Source organism: Acinetobacter sp. ANC 4470, assembly GCF_002135335.1.
Classification (GTDB): domain Bacteria; phylum Pseudomonadota; class Gammaproteobacteria; order Pseudomonadales; family Moraxellaceae; genus Acinetobacter.
In genome coordinates, this window is record NZ_NEGC01000001.1 from 475,931 (window position 1) to 496,262 (window position 20,332).

23 protein-coding genes and 2 tRNA genes are annotated in these 20,332 nt (G+C 38.7%); 13 read left to right on the forward strand and 12 right to left on the reverse strand.

The window, feature by feature from the left end; genetic code table 11:
- Nucleotides 1-8 precede the first annotated feature (8 nt).
- Nucleotides 9-1,181 (forward strand): acetyl-CoA C-acyltransferase FadA, encoded by a 1,173-nt coding sequence (fadA, locus tag B9T25_RS02195; protein WP_086186840.1) that lies wholly within the window; start codon nucleotides 9-11, stop codon nucleotides 1,179-1,181.
- Between the two features lie 172 nt (nucleotides 1,182-1,353).
- Nucleotides 1,354-2,205, forward strand: coding sequence for a hypothetical protein (locus tag B9T25_RS02200; RefSeq protein ID WP_086187027.1), 852 nt, complete (start codon nucleotides 1,354-1,356; stop codon nucleotides 2,203-2,205).
- A gap of 115 nt (nucleotides 2,206-2,320) precedes the next feature.
- Here B9T25_RS02200 and tehB read toward each other — a convergent pair whose 3' ends face one another.
- Nucleotides 2,321-3,217: an SAM-dependent methyltransferase TehB gene (tehB, locus tag B9T25_RS02205; protein ID WP_086186841.1), complete on the reverse strand. Its 897-nt coding sequence runs from the start codon at nucleotides 3,215-3,217 to the stop codon at nucleotides 2,321-2,323.
- Between the two features lie 378 nt (nucleotides 3,218-3,595).
- Between tehB and B9T25_RS02210 the strand changes: the two genes are divergently transcribed.
- Nucleotides 3,596-4,294 carry a hypothetical protein gene (locus B9T25_RS02210; RefSeq protein ID WP_086186842.1) on the forward strand — a complete coding sequence of 233 codons (699 nt, stop codon included), beginning with the start codon at nucleotides 3,596-3,598 and terminating at the stop codon, nucleotides 4,292-4,294.
- Nucleotides 4,295-4,620: 326 nt separating this feature from the next.
- The gene (locus tag B9T25_RS02215; RefSeq protein WP_086186843.1) at nucleotides 4,621-5,121 is read left to right on the forward strand and encodes a hypothetical protein; all 501 of its coding nucleotides are present in this window, start codon (nucleotides 4,621-4,623) and stop codon (nucleotides 5,119-5,121) included.
- Nucleotides 5,122-5,288: 167 nt separating this feature from the next.
- Here B9T25_RS02215 and B9T25_RS02220 read toward each other — a convergent pair whose 3' ends face one another.
- The 5 genes from B9T25_RS02220 to B9T25_RS02240 all read right to left on the reverse strand — a co-directional run bounded on the left by B9T25_RS02220 (nucleotide 5,289) and on the right by B9T25_RS02240 (nucleotide 7,754).
- The gene (locus B9T25_RS02220; RefSeq protein WP_086187028.1) at nucleotides 5,289-5,762 is read right to left on the reverse strand and encodes a hypothetical protein; all 474 of its coding nucleotides are present in this window, start codon (nucleotides 5,760-5,762) and stop codon (nucleotides 5,289-5,291) included.
- A 268-nt stretch (nucleotides 5,763-6,030) separates the two neighbouring features.
- Nucleotides 6,031-6,765 (reverse strand): class I SAM-dependent methyltransferase, encoded by a 735-nt coding sequence (locus B9T25_RS02225; RefSeq protein ID WP_086187029.1) that lies wholly within the window; start codon nucleotides 6,763-6,765, stop codon nucleotides 6,031-6,033.
- A gap of 127 nt (nucleotides 6,766-6,892) precedes the next feature.
- A tRNA-Phe gene (locus B9T25_RS02230) sits at nucleotides 6,893-6,968 on the reverse strand.
- A gap of 136 nt (nucleotides 6,969-7,104) precedes the next feature.
- Nucleotides 7,105-7,180: transfer RNA gene (locus B9T25_RS02235), tRNA-Phe, on the reverse strand.
- 196 nt (nucleotides 7,181-7,376) lie between these two features.
- Nucleotides 7,377-7,754 (reverse strand): GNAT family N-acetyltransferase, encoded by a 378-nt coding sequence (locus B9T25_RS02240; RefSeq protein ID WP_086186844.1) that lies wholly within the window; start codon nucleotides 7,752-7,754, stop codon nucleotides 7,377-7,379.
- Nucleotides 7,755-7,849: 95 nt separating this feature from the next.
- On the opposite strand from B9T25_RS02240, the gene hisB reads away from it, so the two are divergent.
- The 6 genes from hisB to B9T25_RS02270 all read left to right on the forward strand — a co-directional run bounded on the left by hisB (nucleotide 7,850) and on the right by B9T25_RS02270 (nucleotide 12,301).
- On the forward strand, nucleotides 7,850-8,443 hold the full coding sequence (gene hisB / locus B9T25_RS02245; protein WP_086186845.1) for an imidazoleglycerol-phosphate dehydratase HisB: 594 nt from the start codon (nucleotides 7,850-7,852) through the stop codon (nucleotides 8,441-8,443).
- Complete coding sequence (gene hisH / locus B9T25_RS02250; RefSeq protein ID WP_086186846.1) at nucleotides 8,443-9,060, forward strand: imidazole glycerol phosphate synthase subunit HisH; 618 nt, start codon at nucleotides 8,443-8,445, stop codon at nucleotides 9,058-9,060. The genes hisB and hisH overlap by 1 nt, the downstream gene beginning before the upstream one ends.
- 160 nt (nucleotides 9,061-9,220) lie before the next feature.
- Nucleotides 9,221-9,757 (forward strand): DUF805 domain-containing protein, encoded by a 537-nt coding sequence (locus B9T25_RS02255; protein ID WP_086186847.1) that lies wholly within the window; start codon nucleotides 9,221-9,223, stop codon nucleotides 9,755-9,757.
- 105 nt (nucleotides 9,758-9,862) lie between these two features.
- Nucleotides 9,863-10,540, forward strand: a complete 678-nt coding sequence (locus B9T25_RS02260) for a 3'-5' exonuclease (protein ID WP_086186848.1) — start codon at nucleotides 9,863-9,865, stop codon at nucleotides 10,538-10,540.
- A 68-nt stretch (nucleotides 10,541-10,608) separates the two neighbouring features.
- Nucleotides 10,609-11,340: a 1-(5-phosphoribosyl)-5-[(5-phosphoribosylamino)methylideneamino]imidazole-4-carboxamide isomerase gene (gene hisA, locus B9T25_RS02265; protein ID WP_086186849.1), complete on the forward strand. Its 732-nt coding sequence runs from the start codon at nucleotides 10,609-10,611 to the stop codon at nucleotides 11,338-11,340.
- A gap of 70 nt (nucleotides 11,341-11,410) precedes the next feature.
- On the forward strand, nucleotides 11,411-12,301 hold the full coding sequence (locus B9T25_RS02270; RefSeq protein WP_086186850.1) for a DMT family transporter: 891 nt from the start codon (nucleotides 11,411-11,413) through the stop codon (nucleotides 12,299-12,301).
- 61 nt (nucleotides 12,302-12,362) lie between these two features.
- Here B9T25_RS02270 and B9T25_RS02275 read toward each other — a convergent pair whose 3' ends face one another.
- The 3 genes from B9T25_RS02275 to B9T25_RS02285 are packed head-to-tail and all read right to left on the reverse strand — an operon-like array spanning nucleotide 12,363 to nucleotide 14,376.
- A complete protein-coding gene (locus B9T25_RS02275) occupies nucleotides 12,363-12,755 on the reverse strand; it encodes a DUF4870 family protein (RefSeq protein WP_086186851.1) in 393 nt (130 codons plus the stop codon).
- A 30-nt stretch (nucleotides 12,756-12,785) separates the two neighbouring features.
- Nucleotides 12,786-13,412, reverse strand: coding sequence for a DUF1294 domain-containing protein (locus B9T25_RS02280; protein WP_086186852.1), 627 nt, complete (start codon nucleotides 13,410-13,412; stop codon nucleotides 12,786-12,788).
- 13 nt (nucleotides 13,413-13,425) lie between these two features.
- The gene (locus tag B9T25_RS02285) at nucleotides 13,426-14,376 is read right to left on the reverse strand and encodes a homoserine kinase (RefSeq protein WP_086186853.1); all 951 of its coding nucleotides are present in this window, start codon (nucleotides 14,374-14,376) and stop codon (nucleotides 13,426-13,428) included.
- Nucleotides 14,377-14,486: 110 nt separating this feature from the next.
- On the opposite strand from B9T25_RS02285, the gene hisF reads away from it, so the two are divergent.
- Nucleotides 14,487-15,248, forward strand: a complete 762-nt coding sequence (gene hisF, locus B9T25_RS02290; RefSeq protein WP_416202347.1) for an imidazole glycerol phosphate synthase subunit HisF — start codon at nucleotides 14,487-14,489, stop codon at nucleotides 15,246-15,248.
- Between the two features lie 670 nt (nucleotides 15,249-15,918).
- Here hisF and B9T25_RS02295 read toward each other — a convergent pair.
- The gene (locus B9T25_RS02295) at nucleotides 15,919-16,530 is read right to left on the reverse strand and encodes a sterol desaturase family protein (protein WP_086186855.1); all 612 of its coding nucleotides are present in this window, start codon (nucleotides 16,528-16,530) and stop codon (nucleotides 15,919-15,921) included.
- Nucleotides 16,531-16,633: 103 nt separating this feature from the next.
- Between B9T25_RS02295 and B9T25_RS02300 the strand changes: the two genes are divergently transcribed.
- Together B9T25_RS02300 and aqpZ are read left to right on the forward strand one after the other, a co-directional pair.
- Entirely contained in the window at nucleotides 16,634-17,635 is a 1,002-nt protein-coding gene (locus tag B9T25_RS02300; protein ID WP_086186856.1) for an AraC family transcriptional regulator, read from the forward strand.
- 129 nt (nucleotides 17,636-17,764) lie between these two features.
- The gene (gene aqpZ, locus B9T25_RS02305) at nucleotides 17,765-18,490 is read left to right on the forward strand and encodes an aquaporin Z (RefSeq protein ID WP_086186857.1); all 726 of its coding nucleotides are present in this window, start codon (nucleotides 17,765-17,767) and stop codon (nucleotides 18,488-18,490) included.
- Between the two features lie 406 nt (nucleotides 18,491-18,896).
- On the opposite strand, the gene B9T25_RS02310 is transcribed toward aqpZ, so the two are convergent.
- Together B9T25_RS02310 and B9T25_RS02315 are read right to left on the reverse strand one after the other, a co-directional pair.
- Nucleotides 18,897-19,142, reverse strand: a complete 246-nt coding sequence (locus B9T25_RS02310) for a hypothetical protein (protein ID WP_086186858.1) — start codon at nucleotides 19,140-19,142, stop codon at nucleotides 18,897-18,899.
- A 66-nt stretch (nucleotides 19,143-19,208) separates the two neighbouring features.
- A complete protein-coding gene (locus tag B9T25_RS02315; RefSeq protein ID WP_086186859.1) occupies nucleotides 19,209-20,312 on the reverse strand; it encodes a DNA/RNA non-specific endonuclease in 1,104 nt (367 codons plus the stop codon).
- Nucleotides 20,313-20,332 lie beyond the last annotated feature (20 nt).

A 20,332-nucleotide genomic window follows, 5' to 3' on the forward strand; every position in this document is an offset into this window, starting at 1 on the left:
CAACGTGAATGGCTACTTTAAATCCGCGTGACGTTGTCATCGTTGATGGCGTACGTTCAGCAATGGGTAAAACCAAAAACGGTATGTTCCGCAATGTACGTGCTGACAGCTTATCTGCTGAATTGGTTCGTGCTTTAGTTGCTCGTAACCAGTTTGATGTAAACGAAGTTGAAGACTTGATCTGGGGTTGTGTAAACCAAACTTTAGAACAAGGTATGAACATTGGTCGTAACATTGCGTTATTGGCTGACTTACCAAAAACTGTTGCAGGTCAAACTGTTAACCGTCTTTGTGGTTCATCTATGCAGTCTATTCATACTGCTGCGGCTCAAATTGCGACTAACCAAGGTGATGTGTTTATCATCGGTGGTGTAGAGCATATGGGTCACGTCAATATGATGCATGGTATCGACCTCAATCCTGAAGCATCTAAGCATTACGCGAAAGCATCGAACATGATGGGCTTAACCGCTGAAATGTTAGGTCGCATGAATGGCATTGGTCGTGAAGAACAAGATGCATTTGGTGTTGAATCACACCGCCGTGCTTGGGCTGCTACGCAAGAAGGTCGTTTCAAAAATGAAATCGTAGGTGTGGAAGGTCATGACCAAAATGGCTTCAAAATCCTATGCGACATCGACGAAGTGATTCGTCCAGATGCTAACCTTGAGTCATTCAAATCGTTACGTCCTGTATTTGATCCGAAAGGCGGCACAGTAACTGCGGCAACTTCATCAGCTTTGTCTGATGGTGCTTCTGCAATGTTGCTGATGTCTGCTGAACGTGCTCAAGCATTAGGTCTTAAGCCACGTGCTGTGATTCGCTCTATGGCGGTTGCAGGCTGTGATGCTGCGATCATGGGTTATGGTCCAGTACCAGCAACGCAAAAAGCACTTAAACGCGCTGGTTTGAGCATTAGCGACATTCAAACATTTGAATTGAATGAAGCATTTGCTGCACAAGGCTTGTCTGTGATGAAAGGCTTAGGCATTTATGACAAACAAGACCTGATCAACTTAAATGGTGGCGCAATTGCACTTGGTCACCCATTGGGTTGTTCTGGTGCACGTATCACCACGACATTGCTTAACGTAATGGAACAGCAAGATACACAAATTGGTCTTGCGACCATGTGTATCGGTCTTGGTCAAGGTATCGCGACTATTATCGAACGTGTTTAATATTTAGTTAAATACTGAGATAAAAAGAACCCCGCTTATTGCGGGGGTTTTTTTATCTTTTTTTAAAATTAAGATGCTGAAATATATTCATTTAAAGTAAAATTTTATTAAAGTTTAATATTATTTATGCATAATGCTCCAGCAAATTCATCAAAATCAAATCAGAGCACTTATGAAAAAAATGGTATTACCCCTTATTGCTAGTTTGGCATTTACTGGTTGTGCAACCACAAAAATCTCCCCTGAAGCGCGTCAACATTTAAATCAAACACAGTCTGAGATTCAAGTAAAACCCGTTGCAATTTTAGTCAACTCATGTTTGCTTACCAATGAGCTTGGTAAAGATTTAGTACTGAACGAACCATCCCAGCTCACAAGTGAAAAGTTTATTCAAACACTTACACAGCAATTAAACCAACACGGTGTAAAAGTAAGTGAAACAGCTGCTCCATTCATTTGCGGGGCAATGTCTGAAGATCAACTCAAAAAATATGAATTTCAAGCAACCCCAAATACAAAACGAGCATCAATCAACACATATCCTCTTCTAAATTTTGGCAATCCCAATATGACTGCAGAACAACGTGCAGCCGTTTTGGCATTAAATCAATTCATTGCTAAGTCAGATGAAGTTAACTTAGCAAATGCTCAAAATAAAAAGGCGAATCTAGCAAGCCCGAAATTAGATGATGCGATGATTAATACATTAAAAGATTGGTCACAATCTAATTACATTTTTGTTGCATCACTAGATGGACTAGATGCTTCAGTAGGCTCAAAATTCGCGTTTGGCGCGTTAAGTGTAGGCGTAACACTTGCAACAATGGGAGCAGGTGCAGGATTAGTGACAGCATATTTACCCAAAGAAGGTCAGCATTATTCTGTACGCCTTTTGGATTTAGATAAACAAGGATTTGTATGGAATAAATATGACATGCTTAAGGGCAGAATTTTTTCTGCTAAAAACCATACTGTACAAGCTGATGCAATTTTAAATCCGTTATTTGAAACTACAACAAATTAATAGCAATATCACCATTTAAAGCAGTATAAAAACTTTCAGCTAAATGAAATATAGCGAGTAGTAGAATATGCAAATCATCTATTCTACTTACTCACTTTATCATTAACTGAGTCTTCTATTTCGCATCAGTTGAACTTAACTCTAATTTTTGTGCCAACAACGTCGCAAAATGTTGTTTAATCCGATTGCCCTCTGCATCCACCCGATGTAACTCACCTACATTTTCATTGTATTTCACAATGTTCCAGCCCTCGTAAAGAGCACTTAACGCCCCTGCTTTAAACGCAAAAGGAAAGTCAGCCTGCACGGCTATATCTGACGTATCCATCGCACAGACAATCAAGTTAAAACCATTTACTCCAGTTGCTTGTTGCATCTGAGCAATCAGAGGTTTCACCGTTTTAGCTTCCAAAAACATCATCACCACAGTACAGCAAATAAAATCATAACTGCCTGTAATGCTTTGGTCAGCATTTAAATCCCGCTGTTGTATATGAATCTTTTGAATGCCTTCGGCATCAATAATCTGCTGCAACTTTTGCAAACTACTAGGATTGACATCCCAAGCATCCACCTCAAAGCTATGCTGACTCAACTGACTTAAATACAGCGCATTACGCCCCTGCCCGCAGCCCACATCTAAAGCACGACCACCTTGCAAATATGGCGTAGCAGCCAAAATTTCTGAGTGCGTGGGTGCAAGTTGATATTTCTTATAAAAATAATCTTGTGGCGTACAGTAAAATTGCAGCTGACATTCAATGTCATCACTGGTTGAAACAATTTTGTGCCATGCTTGAGGCGCAATAAAAGGCGGTTGTTGCTCAGCAGTAAAGATCAACTCAGATTGCACAACACCTGCCTCATCTAAAAAAGCAAACCTCAATTCACCTTGATAAATCTTTAACTTTGCCCAAGTGCCCGCTTTGGTATTGTGTTGATTTTTAAACCCTTGTGGAATGGTCTGGGCTGTCCACACAGGAAGTTCTTTATAACAAATCAATTCTTGCATAAGCTAATTTCCCACTTTGCGTTGCCCAATGCATATTTTTCATTGAAGCGATTTCATGATCATAGTCAGTTCATGCTCGGATTGAAATCCATTCACTCAACGTATTGAAATATCGAATCTGTATGCAACAAAACAAATATTGCCGTTTAATTTATGGATCAGCTCAACACACAACTATTCCATATATTTATCATCCATAAAAAATAAGATGCCAATTTTCAATCCTATTCTCAATACTATCTAGCTATTCATAAAAACCGCTCTACCCCATCTCTTCAAACTTTTTCATTTTGACGCCTTTTTGAACGTTTTAATGTTAGGCTTAAGGACAATTAAAAATTCAGTTTGCATAAATTTCAAATCATTAGGAGTAAATAGATGTTTTCATTACCAGTAAAAACAATAATCAGTTTAGGAATGATTGGAACAATACTCACAGGTTGTGCAACCAAAACCCTTATCACCAAAGACACGCAAACCTATACCAGAACTAGCAAAGTTACCCTAGTTGAAGACACTGTGGTTGCCTTTGGCAAACCTGCTCAAACAACAGCCAATTTACCGCAAAATAGTTTAGTGATTGCTGGACAAAAAAATAGCTATATTTTGACTCAAGGTGGCGCACAGTTTGTCAACTTAATCAGTAAACTTGATCCCAGCAATATCCAAATGACCAAAGAGCTGCAATTTTTCTCTGAAAAAAATGATGGTCATTTTTCAGGAATTTTGCCTTTATCTTATGTAAAGCTACAAGAAGATATTAGCAAAAAGGATTTAGCATTTTTTATCACCAATGGGGCTGAAGAATGTTCAACTTCAAGTGATAGACGCATGAATGCTCAACGTTTTTGCTTTAATTTAAAATTAGCAGGCGTGGTCTATCCTGTTGCGAATAATATTGCTTCGCTCAAAGCGTTAAGTAAACCTTATCAAGTAACGATCTATACCAATACTCAAGAAAGTTATAAATCAAGTTCAAAAATGAATCCCTTAGAAAAATTGGTTTTACTGCCATTTGCAGTCGCAATTGATGTTATTTCTTTACCTTTCCAAGCTGCTGAAAAAATTTTTGATTAATTAAATTTAGGGCAGAATATTTTAGATATGATCAAACATGTTGAATGCTTAAATATTTTGGAAAAATCCTCACTTTTTGAGGATTTTTTTAGGAAAAAATAAATTGCTTGTCATAAATTTTAAATCTGAATAGCATAAAAAATGTTATTTTCTTCTTTAGATCATGAAATGTAACCACTTCGAAACATTGTGTTATAACTCTGTAATTTTAGTGGAATATTCACACAAATAAATAACTATAATTCATTAAAAATCATAAAAATAACTTATATCAGGCTAATATAACCGCTACAAAAAATTCTTTTACTTTCTAATGGATATTCAACATGAATGCTATTAAAACTGCGATCGCAATCACTTTAGTTGCAGGTACTACATCAGCTATGGCGACTACAACTGTAGAAGCTATTCCAGCTACAAAACTTACCACTGTTAAAGCAGATGCGGTTCAAACTTTAACTATGGCAAAAGACCAAGTTAAAGCTACAACTGTTGCTGTTGCAAACCAAGCGACTGAAGTGAAAGATGCAACTGTTGCTAAAACAACTGAAGTAAAAGATGCTGCTGTAGTTAAAACTGTAGCGGCTAAAGACGCGACTGTTGCTAAAGCAATTGAAGCAAAAGATGCTGTGGTAGAAAAAACTACTGAAATAAAAGATGCTACTGTAGCGAAAGTAACTGAAGTAAAAGACAGCGTTACTGCTGAAACTACAGAAGTAAAAGAAGCTGTGACCGAACAAGTTGCTCAAGCTGAAGAAAAAGTTGCAGCTGTAAAAACTGAAGAGAAAAAATCATTCTTCTCTTGGTTTAAAAAGAAAGCTGCGTAATTTCAGCTTAAAATTAAAGTATTCATCAATACTTTATATAAAAAAGGATGCTATTTATAAGCATCCTTTTTTATTTCTACAAAATATTTATGTTTCTATCTTCATATTCAAACGAGCGAACTGCTCTATTTGGCATCGTTATCGTTTTTTGTTACATGCTGATTTCATCATTTTCCTAATTGGCGCTCAATTGTACCCAGTGAAAATTGCTCTCGGCTAATTTGTACATTGGTTGCATTACGGTCTATGCCAAAGGGCGCGAGCATAATATACAAACCTTCTCGGGGATCAGGAGATTGTAAGCCTCTTGCAATGGTTAAAACATATTGCTGCAATCCCAATGGTAAGCCGTTTAAATCTGGCATTGCTACCCCCTCAGGCATAAGATCTAACGTGGTCACAACTGCTGGATCAACCTCAAAATTTTGGGTATCCAACTGTATTTTCATGACTTTATGCTGTAAAGCTCTTACTTCTTGAGGATCTTCTTGATATTGAATAATCCCAGTTTCAGCTCTTAATTCAGGTTCTGCCAATGTTCTTAACATAGGTAATTCAACTGTATCAGCAAAAGTAGCAGATACAGGAGAACTTACAGCAAGTATGACAATAGCAAAAGATACATATTTTAGGAGACTCATGGCAGCTCTACTCAAAAAAATAAAAGTAAATAAACAACCTTCAACACCCATTATTGTACAATAAACGATCTAGCAAATAACCTGTACTCTGATCAATGGTCTTGGAGAAATTCTGAATTTTATGAAAAATAATATCATTCTACCTCTTTAAAGCGATCAAATTTTGCATCAAAAAATAGAAAAAATTTACAATTAAAACTCTAAAAATCATAATCTTATATTAAAAATACAATATAAGTACTAACCTATAAAATAACACACTAAAGCTTTATTTTTTCAGCGTTCCTATACGCAGAAGTACAGGAAATGTTACATCTAAGTTTTCGGGTGCAGCATTTAAAGTATTTGAAATCAGCTGAAGTGGATCATCAGAATTCTGCTCTTGATAATGTTTCAATGCTGACCATGTGTTTAAATAACTTAGCAATTGCTGCGCTGTCCATTGATATTGCAAAGAGAGCGTTGGCACAGCCTGTTCTTGAAAAGGAAATGGAATGGTTTGATATCCCTCATCAATATAACGGCGCTCACTGTCCCAATAGTCCTTTAATGTTTCAAAATACAACTGCTGAACCAGACTATTCAGGGTAGTATCTTTTAGCTGAATTAAGCCATAACCAATCACAGCCATCACACCTTGCGGTTTAAGCACGCGTTTTACTTCGGTGTAAAATGCCTCAAAATCAAACCAATGAATGGCTTGAGCAACGGTAACCAAATCTATAGATTGTGCAGGAATACTGGTCTGCTCTGCCGCTTGCACTTGATAGCTGACATTTTCAAAATAAGGCGCTTGTTGTAACTGTGCATCGCTAATATCGGTTGCCACCACATGATCAAAATATGGTGCTAATAATTGGGTAAATTGCCCAGAACCTGCCCCACAATCCCATGCGAACGTTCGCTCAGGCACATGCTGTAAAATTTCTTTTAGAATAGATATAGAATAATTTGGACGGGCTTGTTTATAGCGCAGACTATGCTGAGAAAAGAGATCTTTCATTGTTTTAATGTTCAAATCAATTTTTATAAAATGACTATACTCAGAAATATAACCAACTATCATGTAACTTGTCTAACAATTTTAAGCATAAAAAAGCCCCAAACAATGTTTAAGGCTTTTTTGAATATGGTGGCGAGACCCAGGTTCGAACTGGGGACACACGGATTTTCAATCCGTTGCTCTACCGACTGAGCTATCACGCCAATGCCGTGTATTAAGCCGTATCTCAGGACATTAGTCAATATAATTCATTACATTTTTGTTTGATTGAATATTTTTTGCCCAAAAAAAAATCCCTGATAGGATCAGGGATTGAAATCTTTAAATAGATTTTGAATATGGTGGCGAGACCCAGGTTCGAACTGGGGACACACGGATTTTCAATCCGTTGCTCTACCGACTGAGCTATCACGCCAATGCCGCGTATTAAACAGTTTAAGTGTTTTTCAGTCAAGTCGCTTTTGCGCTTTTTAAAACAAACGTTTATTTTTACAGCAAATCATAAGTTGTTTGATTATTTTTTGTTTAAAACTTGTCCCATGATTAAACGATTTGCCTTGCTTGAGCCATAAAAAAAGCAGCTCAATCGCTGCTTTTTTTATGGCTCAAGCTTAAATCTTTTCTAAATTTGCCAAGCAGCGATGAATTGCACCACATCCAGGTTCAAAAACTTTAACGTCTTTTACTTCTTCCATTCGGCAAACTTCACTCACCAGCCTTTCCGCAACACCACGCCCACGGTTGGCAGGATGAACCACTATATTTTCCAAGGTCTTACTCTCCCCTTGTCCAGTACACCAAATTGCCCCAATCACTTTAGTGTTAAATTCTGCTGTGTAAACTAAGGTATACTGAGCCAAGTTTTGCTCTAGTTGTTCAATGGCATCCTGCCCATCACTAAATTCTGGGCTGGTGTCATACAGTCGCTCAAGCTGGCTGCGCACTTCGTCATTTTCTAGTGAAGTATAAGCATGTATGGTAATAGGCATTGATTAACCCTCCTGAGCAATCTAATATGCGGTGATTTCGTCACCGCGAAAAACATTTTACATCATCATTTTTGACGTTTTTGAGGAACGTGTCTATGACGCAACGTATCAGTGAAGTGGTAAGAAACACCAACGAAACCAAAATTCGAGTTCGTGTGAATCTTGATGGTACGGGTCAAGGCACCCTCAATACAGGTGTTCCATTTTTAGATCATATGATTGATCAAATCAAGCGACACGGCTTATTCGATATTGATATTCACTGTGATGGTGATCTCGATATCGATGATCATCACACCGTAGAAGACTGTGGTATCACGCTTGGTCAAGCATTTGCACAAGCCTTGGGTGATAAAAAGGGCTTACGTCGTTATGGTCATTTTTATGCACCACTAGATGAAGCTTTAAGTCGTGTCGTAGTCGATTTATCTGGTCGTCCCGGCTTATGGATGGATATTCCATTCACTCGCGCACGTATTGGTACCTTTGATGTTGATCTATTCTCTGAATTTTTTCAAGGCTTTGTGAATCATGCGCTGATGACATTGCACATTGATAACTTGAAAGGTAAAAATAGTCATCACCAAATTGAATGTGTATTTAAAGCCTTTGCACGTGCACTGCGTATGGCCTGTGAAATTGATCCACGTGCAGCAAACACAGTTGCTTCAACCAAAGGAACGTTGTAATGACCCGTATTGCCCTTCTTGATTATGGCATGGGAAATTTACACTCTGCAGCCAAAGCCTTAGAACACGTTGGTGCAACGGTAGATGTGACCAATGATCCCAAACTGATTGCCCAAGCCGATAAAATTGTATTTCCCGGTGTCGGTGCAATGCGTGATTGCATACAAGGCATGCATGAAGCAGGCATTGATGACGTGGTACGCCATGCCGTATTTAATAAGCCTGTGCTGGCGATTTGTGTCGGTATGCAAGCATTAATGCAACACTCTGAAGAAAATGACGGTACAGATGCACTGGGTATTTTTGAAGGTGAAGTAAAACGTTTCCCTAATGTAGCAGGTTTAAAAGTGCCACATATGGGCTGGAATCAAGTACATCAAGCAGACCCAAGTCATCCGATGTGGAAAGACATTGAGCAAGATGCACGTTTCTACTTTGTGCATAGTTTCTATGTTGAACCGAAAAATGCAGATCTTGTGGCAGCAACTTGTGATTACGGTCTAGAATTCTGTACTGTAATTCATCAAGAAAACTTGTTTGCGACTCAGTTCCATCCAGAGAAAAGTCATACCGCAGGTTTGCAATTACTGAAAAATTTTGTGGAATGGAAAATCTAGACCAATATTTTTAAATATTTTGAAAGCTCAACTCTGGTTGGGCTTTTTTATTGCCGTAAATTACCGATATAGATTTGACTATTTTTATGCATTTGTGTTGTTATGCTATTCATATAAAGCATTATATTTAAATAATAATTCAGCTAATGGAAAATAAAAAATGAATACTCGTTTCAATCCAACCACAGATTCCGCCCTTAAAGCTGGTGGACGTTTTAGTCGCCTGTCTTACTTAGGCTGGAATATGCTAATGAGCTTTTCTGTTCTGAGCATTATTGGCCTTATTGCGGCTTTTTCACCCGACTTATTTACTGATTCTTCTACCCTAACAGGCTCGTCAATGGTTGCGGCTGCTCTCATCGGGATTGCCTACCTTGCCCTGTTATATTTTAGTTTCGTTTTTACTATTCGCCGCCTGCATGACCGTAATCACACTGGATGGTTATCTCTACTAATCTTAGTGCCCGCGGTCAATATCATTTTTATGCTGTACTTGATTTTTGCTAAAGGTGATGACAGAACCAATCAATATGGTGCTCCTCGCACTACACAAACATGGGAAAAAGTTTTAGGCTGGATTTACGTATTGATTTTCCCAATCGGCGTATTCGCTGCTATTTCTATACCCGCTTATCAAAACTATATGCAGCGCGCTCATCTAGGGCAAATGGAACAAAGCACCCATCAAGCTGATTAATCCTGTTAAATATTGAATAAAGCTAATCAATGATGAGCTTTATTTTTGCCTAATCGCTGAAAAGCGCTTAGGCTGAATTTAAAATAAATGGCTGTATCAATCCTTATGGAAGATCTTCTACTTCAAACGCTCCCCAGCAAAGAACAAATTCAGCAACTACCTGTATTTCAAAATCTTCCATTACAACAGATTCAGGTGATTCACTCGCTGCAACAATGCCATGCCATTGAACAAGAACTCAAAACTTGTGCCCTCTTCGGTTTTGACACCGAATCGAAACCGACCTTTAACAAAGGTGAAGTTTCAACTGGACCACACCTCATTCAGTTGGCAAGTCGCGATAAAGCCTATTTATTCCAAATTAGCCCCTCCATACTTGAGTTCCTAAAACCTATTTTTGAAAATAAAAATCAAATGAAAGTCGGCTTTGGTTTAAAAAATGATGCTCATTTATTCCGTAAAAAAGGTATTGAACTGCATAGCGTGGTTGAATTATCTAAATGTTTTTCAGTATTTGGCTTTAGTAATCCAATGGGACTGAAAAATGCTATGGCGCTTCTATTTCAGGTTAACTTTCCCAAAAGTAAAAAAATAAGCACCTCCAACTGGGCACGAAAAATATTGACCCCACATCAAATTGCATATGCGGCTGCCGATGCTTATGCGCCTATACTGGTTTTTGAAGAATTATTACGTTTGGACCTATTGCCCCAAAACATTCCCAGTCATTTATTCAAATTAAGCATGCAGCCAAACACAATAAAAGCTGAAACTGATGCTTAGAGATTTGGCAATATTTTGCTAAGATTGCCGCAATACATTCTTTATAAGATTTGGCTAGGAGCGCAAGCATGCTGATCATTCCAGCAATTGACCTGAAAGATGGTAAATGTGTCCGTTTAAAACAAGGTCGTATGGAAGACGATACCGTATTTTCTGATGATCCAGTTGCAACTGCACAGCATTGGGTCAATGAAGGCGCGCGTCGCTTACATTTGGTCGATTTAAACGGTGCTTTCGCAGGTACGCCAATTCACAAACCCGTGGTTGAAGCGATTGCGCGTGCGCAACCTGAATTGCCAATCCAAATTGGTGGTGGTATTCGCTCACTTGAAACCATTGAACACTATTTAGATGCTGGTGTATCTTTTGTGATCATTGGCACTAAAGCAGTCCAAGATCCTGCATTTGTTGAAGAAGCATGTAAGAAATTTGCCGGCCATATTATTGTTGGCATCGATGCCATGAACGGTATGGTTGCAACCGATGGTTGGGCCAATATCACCGATGTAAAAGCAACTGATTTAGCCAAACGTTTTGCTGATGCGGGCGTATCGAGCATTGTTTATACTGACATCGCGCGTGATGGCATGATGCAAGGCGTGAACATTGAGCAAACGGTGAATTTAGCGACGTATTCAGGCTTACCTGTGATTGCATCTGGTGGCGTAACCAATCTGGATGATGTACGCAACTTAAAAGGTCAACCGGGCATTTTAGGTGCAATTACTGGTCGTGCAATTTACGAAGGGACGTTGAATCTTCGTGAAGCGCAATCCTTGTGGGATGATCAGTCAATTTAATATTGCGATCCCCTTTTAAGAGGTCTTCGGACCTCTTTTTTATTTCAATAAATTTCTACTTTGTGTATACATGTCCAACGCTTCCTCGTGGTTTAAAGCCAAAGCACCACAAATTGCCCTGATCCTAATAACCCTCATTTGGGGTGGTACATTTTTAACGGTGCAATATGCTCTAAATTTCAGTTCTCCGATGTTTTTTGTCGGCTGTCGATTTTTAGCGGCAACCATCATTGTCGGATTACTCTCCCTGTCTGATTTAAAAGGCATGACCAAACAAGATCTGTATGCAGGTAGTTTAATTGGGTTAACCATTGTCCTCGGTTATGGTACTCAAACCATCGGCTTACAAAGCATCAGTAGTAGTGAATCTGCTTTTTTAACTGCACTCTATGTCCCTTTAGTTCCTGTTCTATTATGGATGCTTTTCCGTAAACGCCCCCATATCATGACTTGGATAGGGACAGTTTTTGCTTTTGTAGGTCTAATCTTTTTAACTGGTAATGGTTTTCATCAAATTTCTTTTAACTTTGGACAAATTCTGACACTTTTAGGCTCAATTGCCATTGCACTAGAAATCATCCTGATCAGTTATTTTGCAGGAAAGGTGAATATTCAACGTGTTACCGTTATTCAACTTGCAGTCGCATCATTACTCGCTTTTACATCAATGCCTTTAGCTGGTGAACATCATTTACCTCAGTTTTCTTGGATATTGGTTGCGGTCACTGTTGGATTAGGATTAGCCAGTGCACTTATCCAGTTCACCATGAACTGGGCGCAGCGTTCTGTTGCACCGTCACAAGCTGCTATTATTTATGCAGGTGAACCTGTTTGGGCAGCACTCTTTGGGCGGATTGCGGGTGAACGCTTGCCTTTAATTGCTTTATTGGGTGGGTTATTGGTGGTTTTAGGTGTAATTTTAAGCGAATGGAAACCGAAGTTTTTAAATAAAACCAAATAAAATATGTGATAAAAAAGAGTTCAAATAGAACTCTTTTTATTGTTTAAACTTTCAAATCAAACTACTGATACATTGCTTGATTATCATTCAATCGAATAATGCCGCGAATGGCACGATAGACAATCCAGACCCAAGAAATTCCAACCACTAAAATACAGAACGTGGTTGCAATAAGTGCCACACCTGCAAAAAGATCGGTATTTCCACCAGTAAAAAACAAAAATAAGAACGGAATAAAAGCGATAATATTCCAGAATAAATACCACCAAAAAGTACGAATTTGCCAAGTAAAGTGGCTTGCAAAAATAGAACCACGGACATCACTGCGTTTAACATAGTTAATGATTAAGGCAATTATCGCCAATAAACCACCTGAAAAAATAGCAATAATATAAAGAACATAGAGGACTAAAGTCAGCGTGCGATTGGAATCTTGATCTATAGAATAATTCATTGTTATACCTTTTAAAGTAATCGTTTTCCTTTAAAATGTCAGTATGTTTAAAGGAGAAATCAGCCATAGAATCAAAAGAATGTTTAAGGCTATGGTACAAAAATAAATCTTTCTAAACGGTTGTTTTTCTGTTTTATGTCGCAATTTTTCCTGTGCCAGCCAAGCTGTAGGCCAGCCGCCAAGAAAAGATAAAATATGTAAAGTTTGTTCAGGTACACGGCGATTACCCTGTAGCGCTGCTTCTTTATCTTGTGCATACATCCAATAAGTCATGGCGTTGATCATACTAATAAACAACAACACCATTCCATTGAGTAATCCAGCTATGGTAAAAACAGCCAGTGCCAAAATATAAGCAATACAAGCGATTTGCATCGCTTTTAGTTTATGTTGTTGCTGCCCATTTTCTTTTTTGGGTTTAGTGATTTTTTCTTGCATTTGTGATGCTTTAAGATACGTCGCTTGTTGCGCACGGAAACGTCCCTGTCCATCCAGTAAGACTTTGTATTCAAGTGCACAACCCACAATAGGCCGTGGTCCTTGACGCGCAAAATCTTTAATATGTAAGAATACGCGATCTTTCGCAACATCATTCGGTTGAATAAAGCCATAGCCTTTGTCATCGAACCATTCGACTAATCGCCCCTGATCACGCATTTTCACATCCTATTTAAGCAGTAACAAATTTAAGTCTTTCTATAAGCATATTACGCATCTCTTGCGGATTCTTCTGCAAAATATCGCCCCCAGTTCGTCCCTGTTGTATATTTTTTTGTGCCACTTGTAAGCGCATCAACCAGAAACGTGCTGCTGCCATCGCCAAATAAATTTCTAAACACGCTTTTTCATCATCCGTTAATGGACGAATAGTTTCATAGGCATGCAAAAAAGCTTGTGCTTTGACTTCATTTAAATGAACCTTAGGATATTCGGTACAGAAATCATTTAAAGTAATGGCAATATCAAACAAGAATTCATCTTTATTCAGTTCGTAAAAATCTAAAATACCATTGAGTTGATTACCATCAAACAAAGTATTGTCACGGAACAAATCGGAATGAATAAAACCTTTAGGACGATTTGGATAGACAGCAGTCAGTGCATCATACAAACCAAGCACTTCACTTAATAAAATAGCATCCGCAGGATTTAAAGTCGGTTTCAATTCTTTAGCGACTTGTAACCAATAATCATGATTACGATATTCTGTACGTTCAAGCGGAAAATCTTGTAAAGCCACATGTATTTTCGCCTGTGCAATTGCAATGGCTTCTGCCTGTTCCACAGTAGATGGCATCGGGTGTTGACCCATCATACGCGGCGCAATTTGAGCAGGCTTGTCTTTGAGGCTATGAATCGCTTTACCCGCGTAGTTTAAAGGTACGGGCACTGCCAAACCATGTTGAGCCAAGTGCTCAAGTACAGGAACCAACTCCGCTGCACCTTGCTCGTCCATCTCTTCAAATACAGTCAGTACATACTGCTTCGCATTTTTACAAACCAAAAAATAGTTTGTATTTTGAATACCGCCCTGAATGGGAATCAGATCAACAACCTCTAATCCATAAGGCACTGCAAAAGTCTGAACTTCCTGTAAAGTCAAAGTGGTATAAACCGACATAGAAAACCTGCAAAAAAACTTACATAATTTTGCTAGAATACCTCCTCCCACTACCAAGGTGTAGCACCTTCGTGGCGAAGTTTCATAATCGACTGTTATTTTTGGAAAAAATTATGCTTGCTAAACGTATTATTCCTTGCCTTGACGTAGATAATGGTCGAGTGGTGAAAGGTGTTCAATTCCTTGATATTCGTGATGCAGGTGACCCAGTTGAAGTTGCACGCCGTTATAATGAACAAGGTGCAGATGAAATTACCTTCTTAGACATTACGGCAACATCGGGTGGTCGTGACACCACTTACCGCACTGTTGAACGTATGGCTGAAAGCGTATTCGTTCCTTTAACCGTAGGTGGTGGTGTCCGTAAAGTAGAAGATATTCGCTTATTGTTAAATGCCGGTGCAGATAAAGTCAGCATTAACTCCGCGGCGGTGTTTAATCCAGAGTTTGTACAAGAAGCGTCACAACGTTTTGGCGCACAATGTATTGTTGTTGCCATTGATGCTAAAAAAACGGGCGATAATAAATGGGAAATTTTCACCCATGGCGGGCGTAGAGCAACAGGGATTGATGCGATTGAATGGGCTGTAAAAATGGCTGACTTTGGCGCAGGCGAACTACTCATTACCTCGATGGATGCTGATGGCACCAAAGCGGGTTATGATCTTAAATTGATGCGTCAAATTAATAACCGTGTCACCATTCCAACCATTGCCTCAGGTGGGGTCGGATGTTTACAGCATTTGGCCGATGGCATTTTAATCGGTGGTGCAGATGCCGTTTTAGCCGCATCTATTTTCCACTTTGGTCAACACACCATTCCTGAAGCGAAACAATATCTTGCAGCTCAAGGGATTGAAATGCGTCTGTAATGGGCACATCTGCCATCAAGCTATAAGAGAGTGTTTAAATAACACTCTTTTTTATTAACTGATGTTACGCACTCATTTAAAAAGCCTTATCACTTTAGTCATGAATAAAGATTAATTAGCTTTATATAATATACAAATGACCTAGCTGATGTTATTCAATGCGCAGCATTGCAAAGTTTAAATGCCCTTTGCGTCGGCATTATTTCTACTTTTGAAAGGTTAATGAGTAGCACTACTACTCAAGACAAAACCTTTTGTTGGTCTGAGCAAACATCCCTATACGCCAACCCAACGGATGGCATATATGCCATCCTAACGTGGAATTAATTTTTTCTATAATCTATTTGGCAGATTTAAGTCGCTGCGTAACATCCGTTATTAACAAAATTTTAAGATAAAAAAAAGGAGCCTTTAAGACTCCCTATAAACTAAGAAAACGACAGCGCGTGGTTTCTTACAATGTTTAAAGCATAAAATAATATACCCAGACCAAGATAAGACAACTTGATGGTGCAGCAAATATAGATCAAAAAATCCGCAGAATATTGACCATTCATGCCAAAAATATTGACAAATCACGACACTAAGGCAAAACGATATGAGTTTTTCACCTGACAGCAATGAATGAAATCAACGCGATTAAACTAAAAATGCGGGAAAAACCTATTTTTTATACCTTTACCTCTAATTTAGGCATCGTTTCTACCCATTTTGCCGGAAAGTAATTTTCTGCCACAAAATTCAGTACTTTTGAAATAGATTGTGGAAGTGCGATGCCCAATGGGTTTTGTTCTTGTAAATTTTGTGAAGAAATCACCCGTGTACCCAAAATATAATCAAACCACGGCTTGGTCACACACCAATTGGCATCCTGATTCGAATTCATATGATGGTCATAGTGCCACGGGATTTTTTTCATTGCCCAATCTGGCTCTAAATGGGCACGACGATGAATATAATAATAATTACACGCACTATAGACCGCAGCCGCAGCCATTCCCTTAGATATAGGATAAAACAGTACACTGGCTGCACCAGCCACCACAGCTAAAGAAATGATTTCATTTTTAGTTCGCCAATTCGAAATTCCTTCGACGTAGCCATGATCATGAAATGTTGTTTTACGCACTTCACGATGATGTTCCCAATGTGACTTCATACTGTCTGGTACTGGGCTATAACGTGGTTTCCCACTACGGTGTGTACCATGCAAAATATACTTATGTGCCACCCACTCAAAACCATTGGCGACCACCAATCCCACCAAAAAACCTTTTAACATGTTTATTCCTCCTCTTTAGTATTGAATATACTTAAGGAAATGTGCTAAATATTGACCGCAAAATAAAACTTCATTGACAAATTACGACAACAAAAAGAGCAGGATGCAACAATTTAAAGATTATACAGGCTCTGTTTATGGTGGTCTCGGACATTTACTTTATGCTTATAGCCAAGCGAAAGGCTTAGTTATTTCTGAAAAACTTGAACAAGTTCAAAACTTAGAACGCTTTGACTATAGCCTCTGGCGGGATTTACTCACAGATATTCAACAGCAGATTCACGTTCCAGCTCTTGGTCTTGAAATTGCCGAATACGTACAACCGAAACATCTGGGGATCATTGCTTATATTGCCTTATCTTGCACAACATTAGGTGAGGTTCTGCATCGTTATCATGACTTACATCGTTTAGTCTATGATGGAAGTAGCTTACAGGTGAATATGCTTGACGACTACCTAACCATTGGCTGGGGAGATATCCCCTTTCATTTGACGACTCAAGTCACCAATGAAATTGCCATTGCCTTAATGATGCAATTTCTTCATTTATTTATAGAGTTTGATGATATTTATGTGCATGAGGTTCATTTTACCCATCCAGCCCCAAAAAATATTGCGCTATATGAGCAATATTTTCACTGTAAAGTTCGATTTTCCCAAGCTACCGCTCAAATTATTTTGCCCATTCAAGAGCTGGCAAAACCTTTCCGTCAAGGTGACCAAACCTTACAGCAGTTGTTGATGCAACAAGCTCAAGCCTTATTAGACAAGTTGCCTCATTCCACACAATTAGATCAACGTATCCAACAAGCCATTTTAACAGGCTTACAAAAAAATCTTTATCAAATTGACCCCATTGCCAAGCAATTAAGAATGTCGGTACGTCAACTCCAGCGCCACTTACAACAACAAGGCACGACCTATCAACAACGTATGCAAGAAGTTCGCCATTTGCTGGCAGAACAATATTTAAAAGATCCACATTTAGGTCTACAAGAAATCGCATTATTGCTGAGTTATTCTGAACAAAGTGCCTTTCAACGTGCATTTAAACAATGGACTGGTTCGACACCACAACAATGGAGAAAGCAACAATATTCATAAATTTAAATGACGGTCATGCTCGTGTCATGTCTATTCATCATGTTGTGATTGAGCAATATTCAATTTATCGACAAATATAAAATATCACATTGAATCATTAAAAATTTATAACAAAGTCTGGAGAATCAAATGAATAAATATCTTGCCGAATTAATTGGAACATTTTGGTTAGTCTTTGGTGGATGCGGCAGTGCAATTTTTGCAGCAGCATTCCCAGAGCTCGGAATTGGCTTTGCAGGCGTGGCACTTGCCTTTGGCTTAACCGTCCTTACTGGTGCTTATGCTTTAGGTCATATTTCAGGTGGACACTTCAATCCTGCCGTGAGTGTCGGCTTATGGTTCGGTGGTCGTTTTGATGCCAAAGACCTCATTCCCTATATTATTTCCCAAGTCATTGGCGCAACTTTAGCAGCACTGGTTTTATATCTGATTGTGCAAGGTCAAGCTGGATTTACCAGTGCCGCTGGCTTCGCTAGCAATGGATTTGGTGAACTATCGCCAGGAAAATACTCCATGACTTCTGCTTTAATCATTGAAGTGGTATTAACAGCCTTTTTCCTCATTATTATTTTAGGTGCAACAGATAAACGAGCACCTGCAGGATTTGCACCTATCGCGATTGGTCTGGCTTTAACGCTGATTCACTTAATTAGTATTCCTATCACCAATACCTCGGTTAATCCAGCACGCAGTACAGGTGTAGCATTCTTTGCAGACACAGCGGCTTTAAGTCAACTTTGGCTATTCTGGGTCGCTCCTATTTTTGGTGCGATTCTTGGTGCGCTGATTTATCGCGTAGTTGCAACCGAGCAAGACTATGAAGCATCAAGCATAAAAAATCTCATATCTGATTAATACTGATCAGTTAAGGATTTTAGATATAAAGTCCTTAACTTTTTGCTTATTCATGACCGAGTCTTACCGTTTTAGATCAGGTATTTGGGGCTCACTCCGTCCTTGCGAAACAGTGTTTCTTATACGCCCAAATGAGAAGCCTCAAAATATATTTTGAGTTCGTACCGCAGAACTCACTAACTACCGAAAATTAACAAAAACAATATATTGCCAATGTCATTCTGCCTTGTGCTGCTAAGTAAAGCCATACTTTATTGATTGCTCTAGTTGCGGATGACGTTTTCGTGTATGAAATAATATTATGAATTTAAAAAATAAAATGCCAGTCAACTCTCTCACTGACTGGCATTACACTAAATGTAAGCTTTTTTATGTTCCACATGGAACATGATTAAAATCTAAAGTTTTATAAAAATGGATTTTCAACTTCGTGTTCATCTTGACGATCAATTTTTTCAGGCAGATGACTTTCTTGCTCAAGCTGAGCAACCACATCATTTAAAAAAGCCTGCAATACTTTTGCTGCCTGCAAGCCTGCCTGATCTTTGGTCAACTGCAAATTACCATAAATACTGACACAGTCTTCTTGGTTTTCCAAAGTTAAGTCATGAATCGCATGTGACGCTGTCGCATTTTCAAAAGGTTTAAACATTGTATGCTCACTGATTTTATTGTTTTAAAAAGTAGGATGTCCCACTTCATCCTACCGAAAAACAGCTTACTTCATCAACTGTAAAATGTAATGCAATAATCCTTCAATTAGTTGTTTCACAATGGCATCTTGAGTATTTGTATCAATCGTCGGCGCCTCATTCTGGCTTGCATGGGTGGGCTTGATATCCGATGTAGACCCCACAGATGAAGATTTAAAATCTTTTTGTACCGCAGTCAATTTATCGGAACTGACATCTTCAGCACATTGGCTTTCGGCATCCCAATGTAAATACGCAATTTTTTGAGTGGCTTTCACTGCTGTTGCTTTCAATGGCAAATTATAGGTATTACGTTTTTGTTCTTCGGTGAGTTGTGGGAACAAATTTATGCCCAATTGTTCTTCTAAATAACAAACACTAACGACTTTGACCTGCAATAAATTATTGTTAGGTGCATAGTACGCACCAATTGCACCCGTTTTAGGAATATAAACGGCTTTAAAAACTGCGGTTGGAACAATAACGCCTTTCCCAATGGTCTTTAATTTTTTTGCTGCAAAAATAGGTCCTGTAACCACATACACATCATATTTATGTTTGGTGACCAGCGCACGTGTGGCTTCTTCTAATTCACGCCAAACCTGTTGATTATTTTTTGGTGCTTGCGGCACCATATTGGCTAATGAAAAACTATCTGACTGAGCAGCCTTAGTTGGCATATCGGCATTCGGAGCCATATGCCCACGGTCATAACCTGAAGCTTTATAATCCGACAAGGTGGCACGATGTTCCACTTTTACTTTTGTTTCTTCATGAAAGCTATCTTCACGTGGAATTTTTTGACTTAAGCGCTGTGGAGTCAATGCTTCAGCAACCCATAATGGTGTTTTAGAAACACCCGAATACATCACATTAAAACCATTAAAACATAGTGGATAGGTATTTTTATTGAGGCTTTCTTTGGCTAAATAAGGTGGAATATCGCGATAAAACTGATCTAAACAAGCAGAATTTGATGCCGCTGGCAGTGAAACAAATTGTTGGATTTTTTCTTGTCCAAAAGCAATCGCAAAACTACTGGTTGCCACTAAACCCAAAACAATTTTTAAACTATTTTGATTTAAAAGTTGGACCCAAGATTTACTCGTTTTACGTTTCTTAATTGCCATTTCTAAATAAACACTGATTT

Coding starts and splice junctions, on each gene's coding strand:
- B9T25_RS02275 (WP_086186851.1), bottom strand. CDS start 12,755: ATGAATTATTCTATAGATCAAGATTCCAATCGCACGCTGACTTTAGTC.
- B9T25_RS02210 (WP_086186842.1), top strand. CDS start 3,596: ATGTTTTCATTACCAGTAAAAACAATAATCAGTTTAGGAATGATTGGA.
- B9T25_RS02285 (WP_086186853.1), bottom strand. CDS start 14,376: ATGTCGGTTTATACCACTTTGACTTTACAGGAAGTTCAGACTTTTGCA.
- B9T25_RS02240 (WP_086186844.1), bottom strand. CDS start 7,754: ATGCCTATTACCATACATGCTTATACTTCACTAGAAAATGACGAAGTG.
- B9T25_RS02310 (WP_086186858.1), bottom strand. CDS start 19,142: ATGTTTAAACCTTTTGAAAATGCGACAGCGTCACATGCGATTCATGAC.
- B9T25_RS02225 (WP_086187029.1), bottom strand. CDS start 6,765: ATGAAAGATCTCTTTTCTCAGCATAGTCTGCGCTATAAACAAGCCCGT.
- B9T25_RS02295 (WP_086186855.1), bottom strand. CDS start 16,530: ATGTTAAAAGGTTTTTTGGTGGGATTGGTGGTCGCCAATGGTTTTGAG.
- fadA (WP_086186840.1), top strand. CDS start 9: ATGGCTACTTTAAATCCGCGTGACGTTGTCATCGTTGATGGCGTACGT.
- B9T25_RS02270 (WP_086186850.1), top strand. CDS start 11,411: ATGTCCAACGCTTCCTCGTGGTTTAAAGCCAAAGCACCACAAATTGCC.
- B9T25_RS02315 (WP_086186859.1), bottom strand. CDS start 20,312: ATGGCAATTAAGAAACGTAAAACGAGTAAATCTTGGGTCCAACTTTTA.
- B9T25_RS02200 (WP_086187027.1), top strand. CDS start 1,354: ATGAAAAAAATGGTATTACCCCTTATTGCTAGTTTGGCATTTACTGGT.
- hisB (WP_086186845.1), top strand. CDS start 7,850: ATGACGCAACGTATCAGTGAAGTGGTAAGAAACACCAACGAAACCAAA.
- B9T25_RS02300 (WP_086186856.1), top strand. CDS start 16,634: ATGCAACAATTTAAAGATTATACAGGCTCTGTTTATGGTGGTCTCGGA.
- B9T25_RS02255 (WP_086186847.1), top strand. CDS start 9,221: ATGAATACTCGTTTCAATCCAACCACAGATTCCGCCCTTAAAGCTGGT.
- hisA (WP_086186849.1), top strand. CDS start 10,609: ATGCTGATCATTCCAGCAATTGACCTGAAAGATGGTAAATGTGTCCGT.
- hisH (WP_086186846.1), top strand. CDS start 8,443: ATGACCCGTATTGCCCTTCTTGATTATGGCATGGGAAATTTACACTCT.
- aqpZ (WP_086186857.1), top strand. CDS start 17,765: ATGAATAAATATCTTGCCGAATTAATTGGAACATTTTGGTTAGTCTTT.
- B9T25_RS02220 (WP_086187028.1), bottom strand. CDS start 5,762: ATGAGTCTCCTAAAATATGTATCTTTTGCTATTGTCATACTTGCTGTA.
- B9T25_RS02215 (WP_086186843.1), top strand. CDS start 4,621: ATGAATGCTATTAAAACTGCGATCGCAATCACTTTAGTTGCAGGTACT.
- B9T25_RS02260 (WP_086186848.1), top strand. CDS start 9,863: ATGGAAGATCTTCTACTTCAAACGCTCCCCAGCAAAGAACAAATTCAG.
- B9T25_RS02280 (WP_086186852.1), bottom strand. CDS start 13,412: ATGCGTGATCAGGGGCGATTAGTCGAATGGTTCGATGACAAAGGCTAT.
- tehB (WP_086186841.1), bottom strand. CDS start 3,217: ATGCAAGAATTGATTTGTTATAAAGAACTTCCTGTGTGGACAGCCCAG.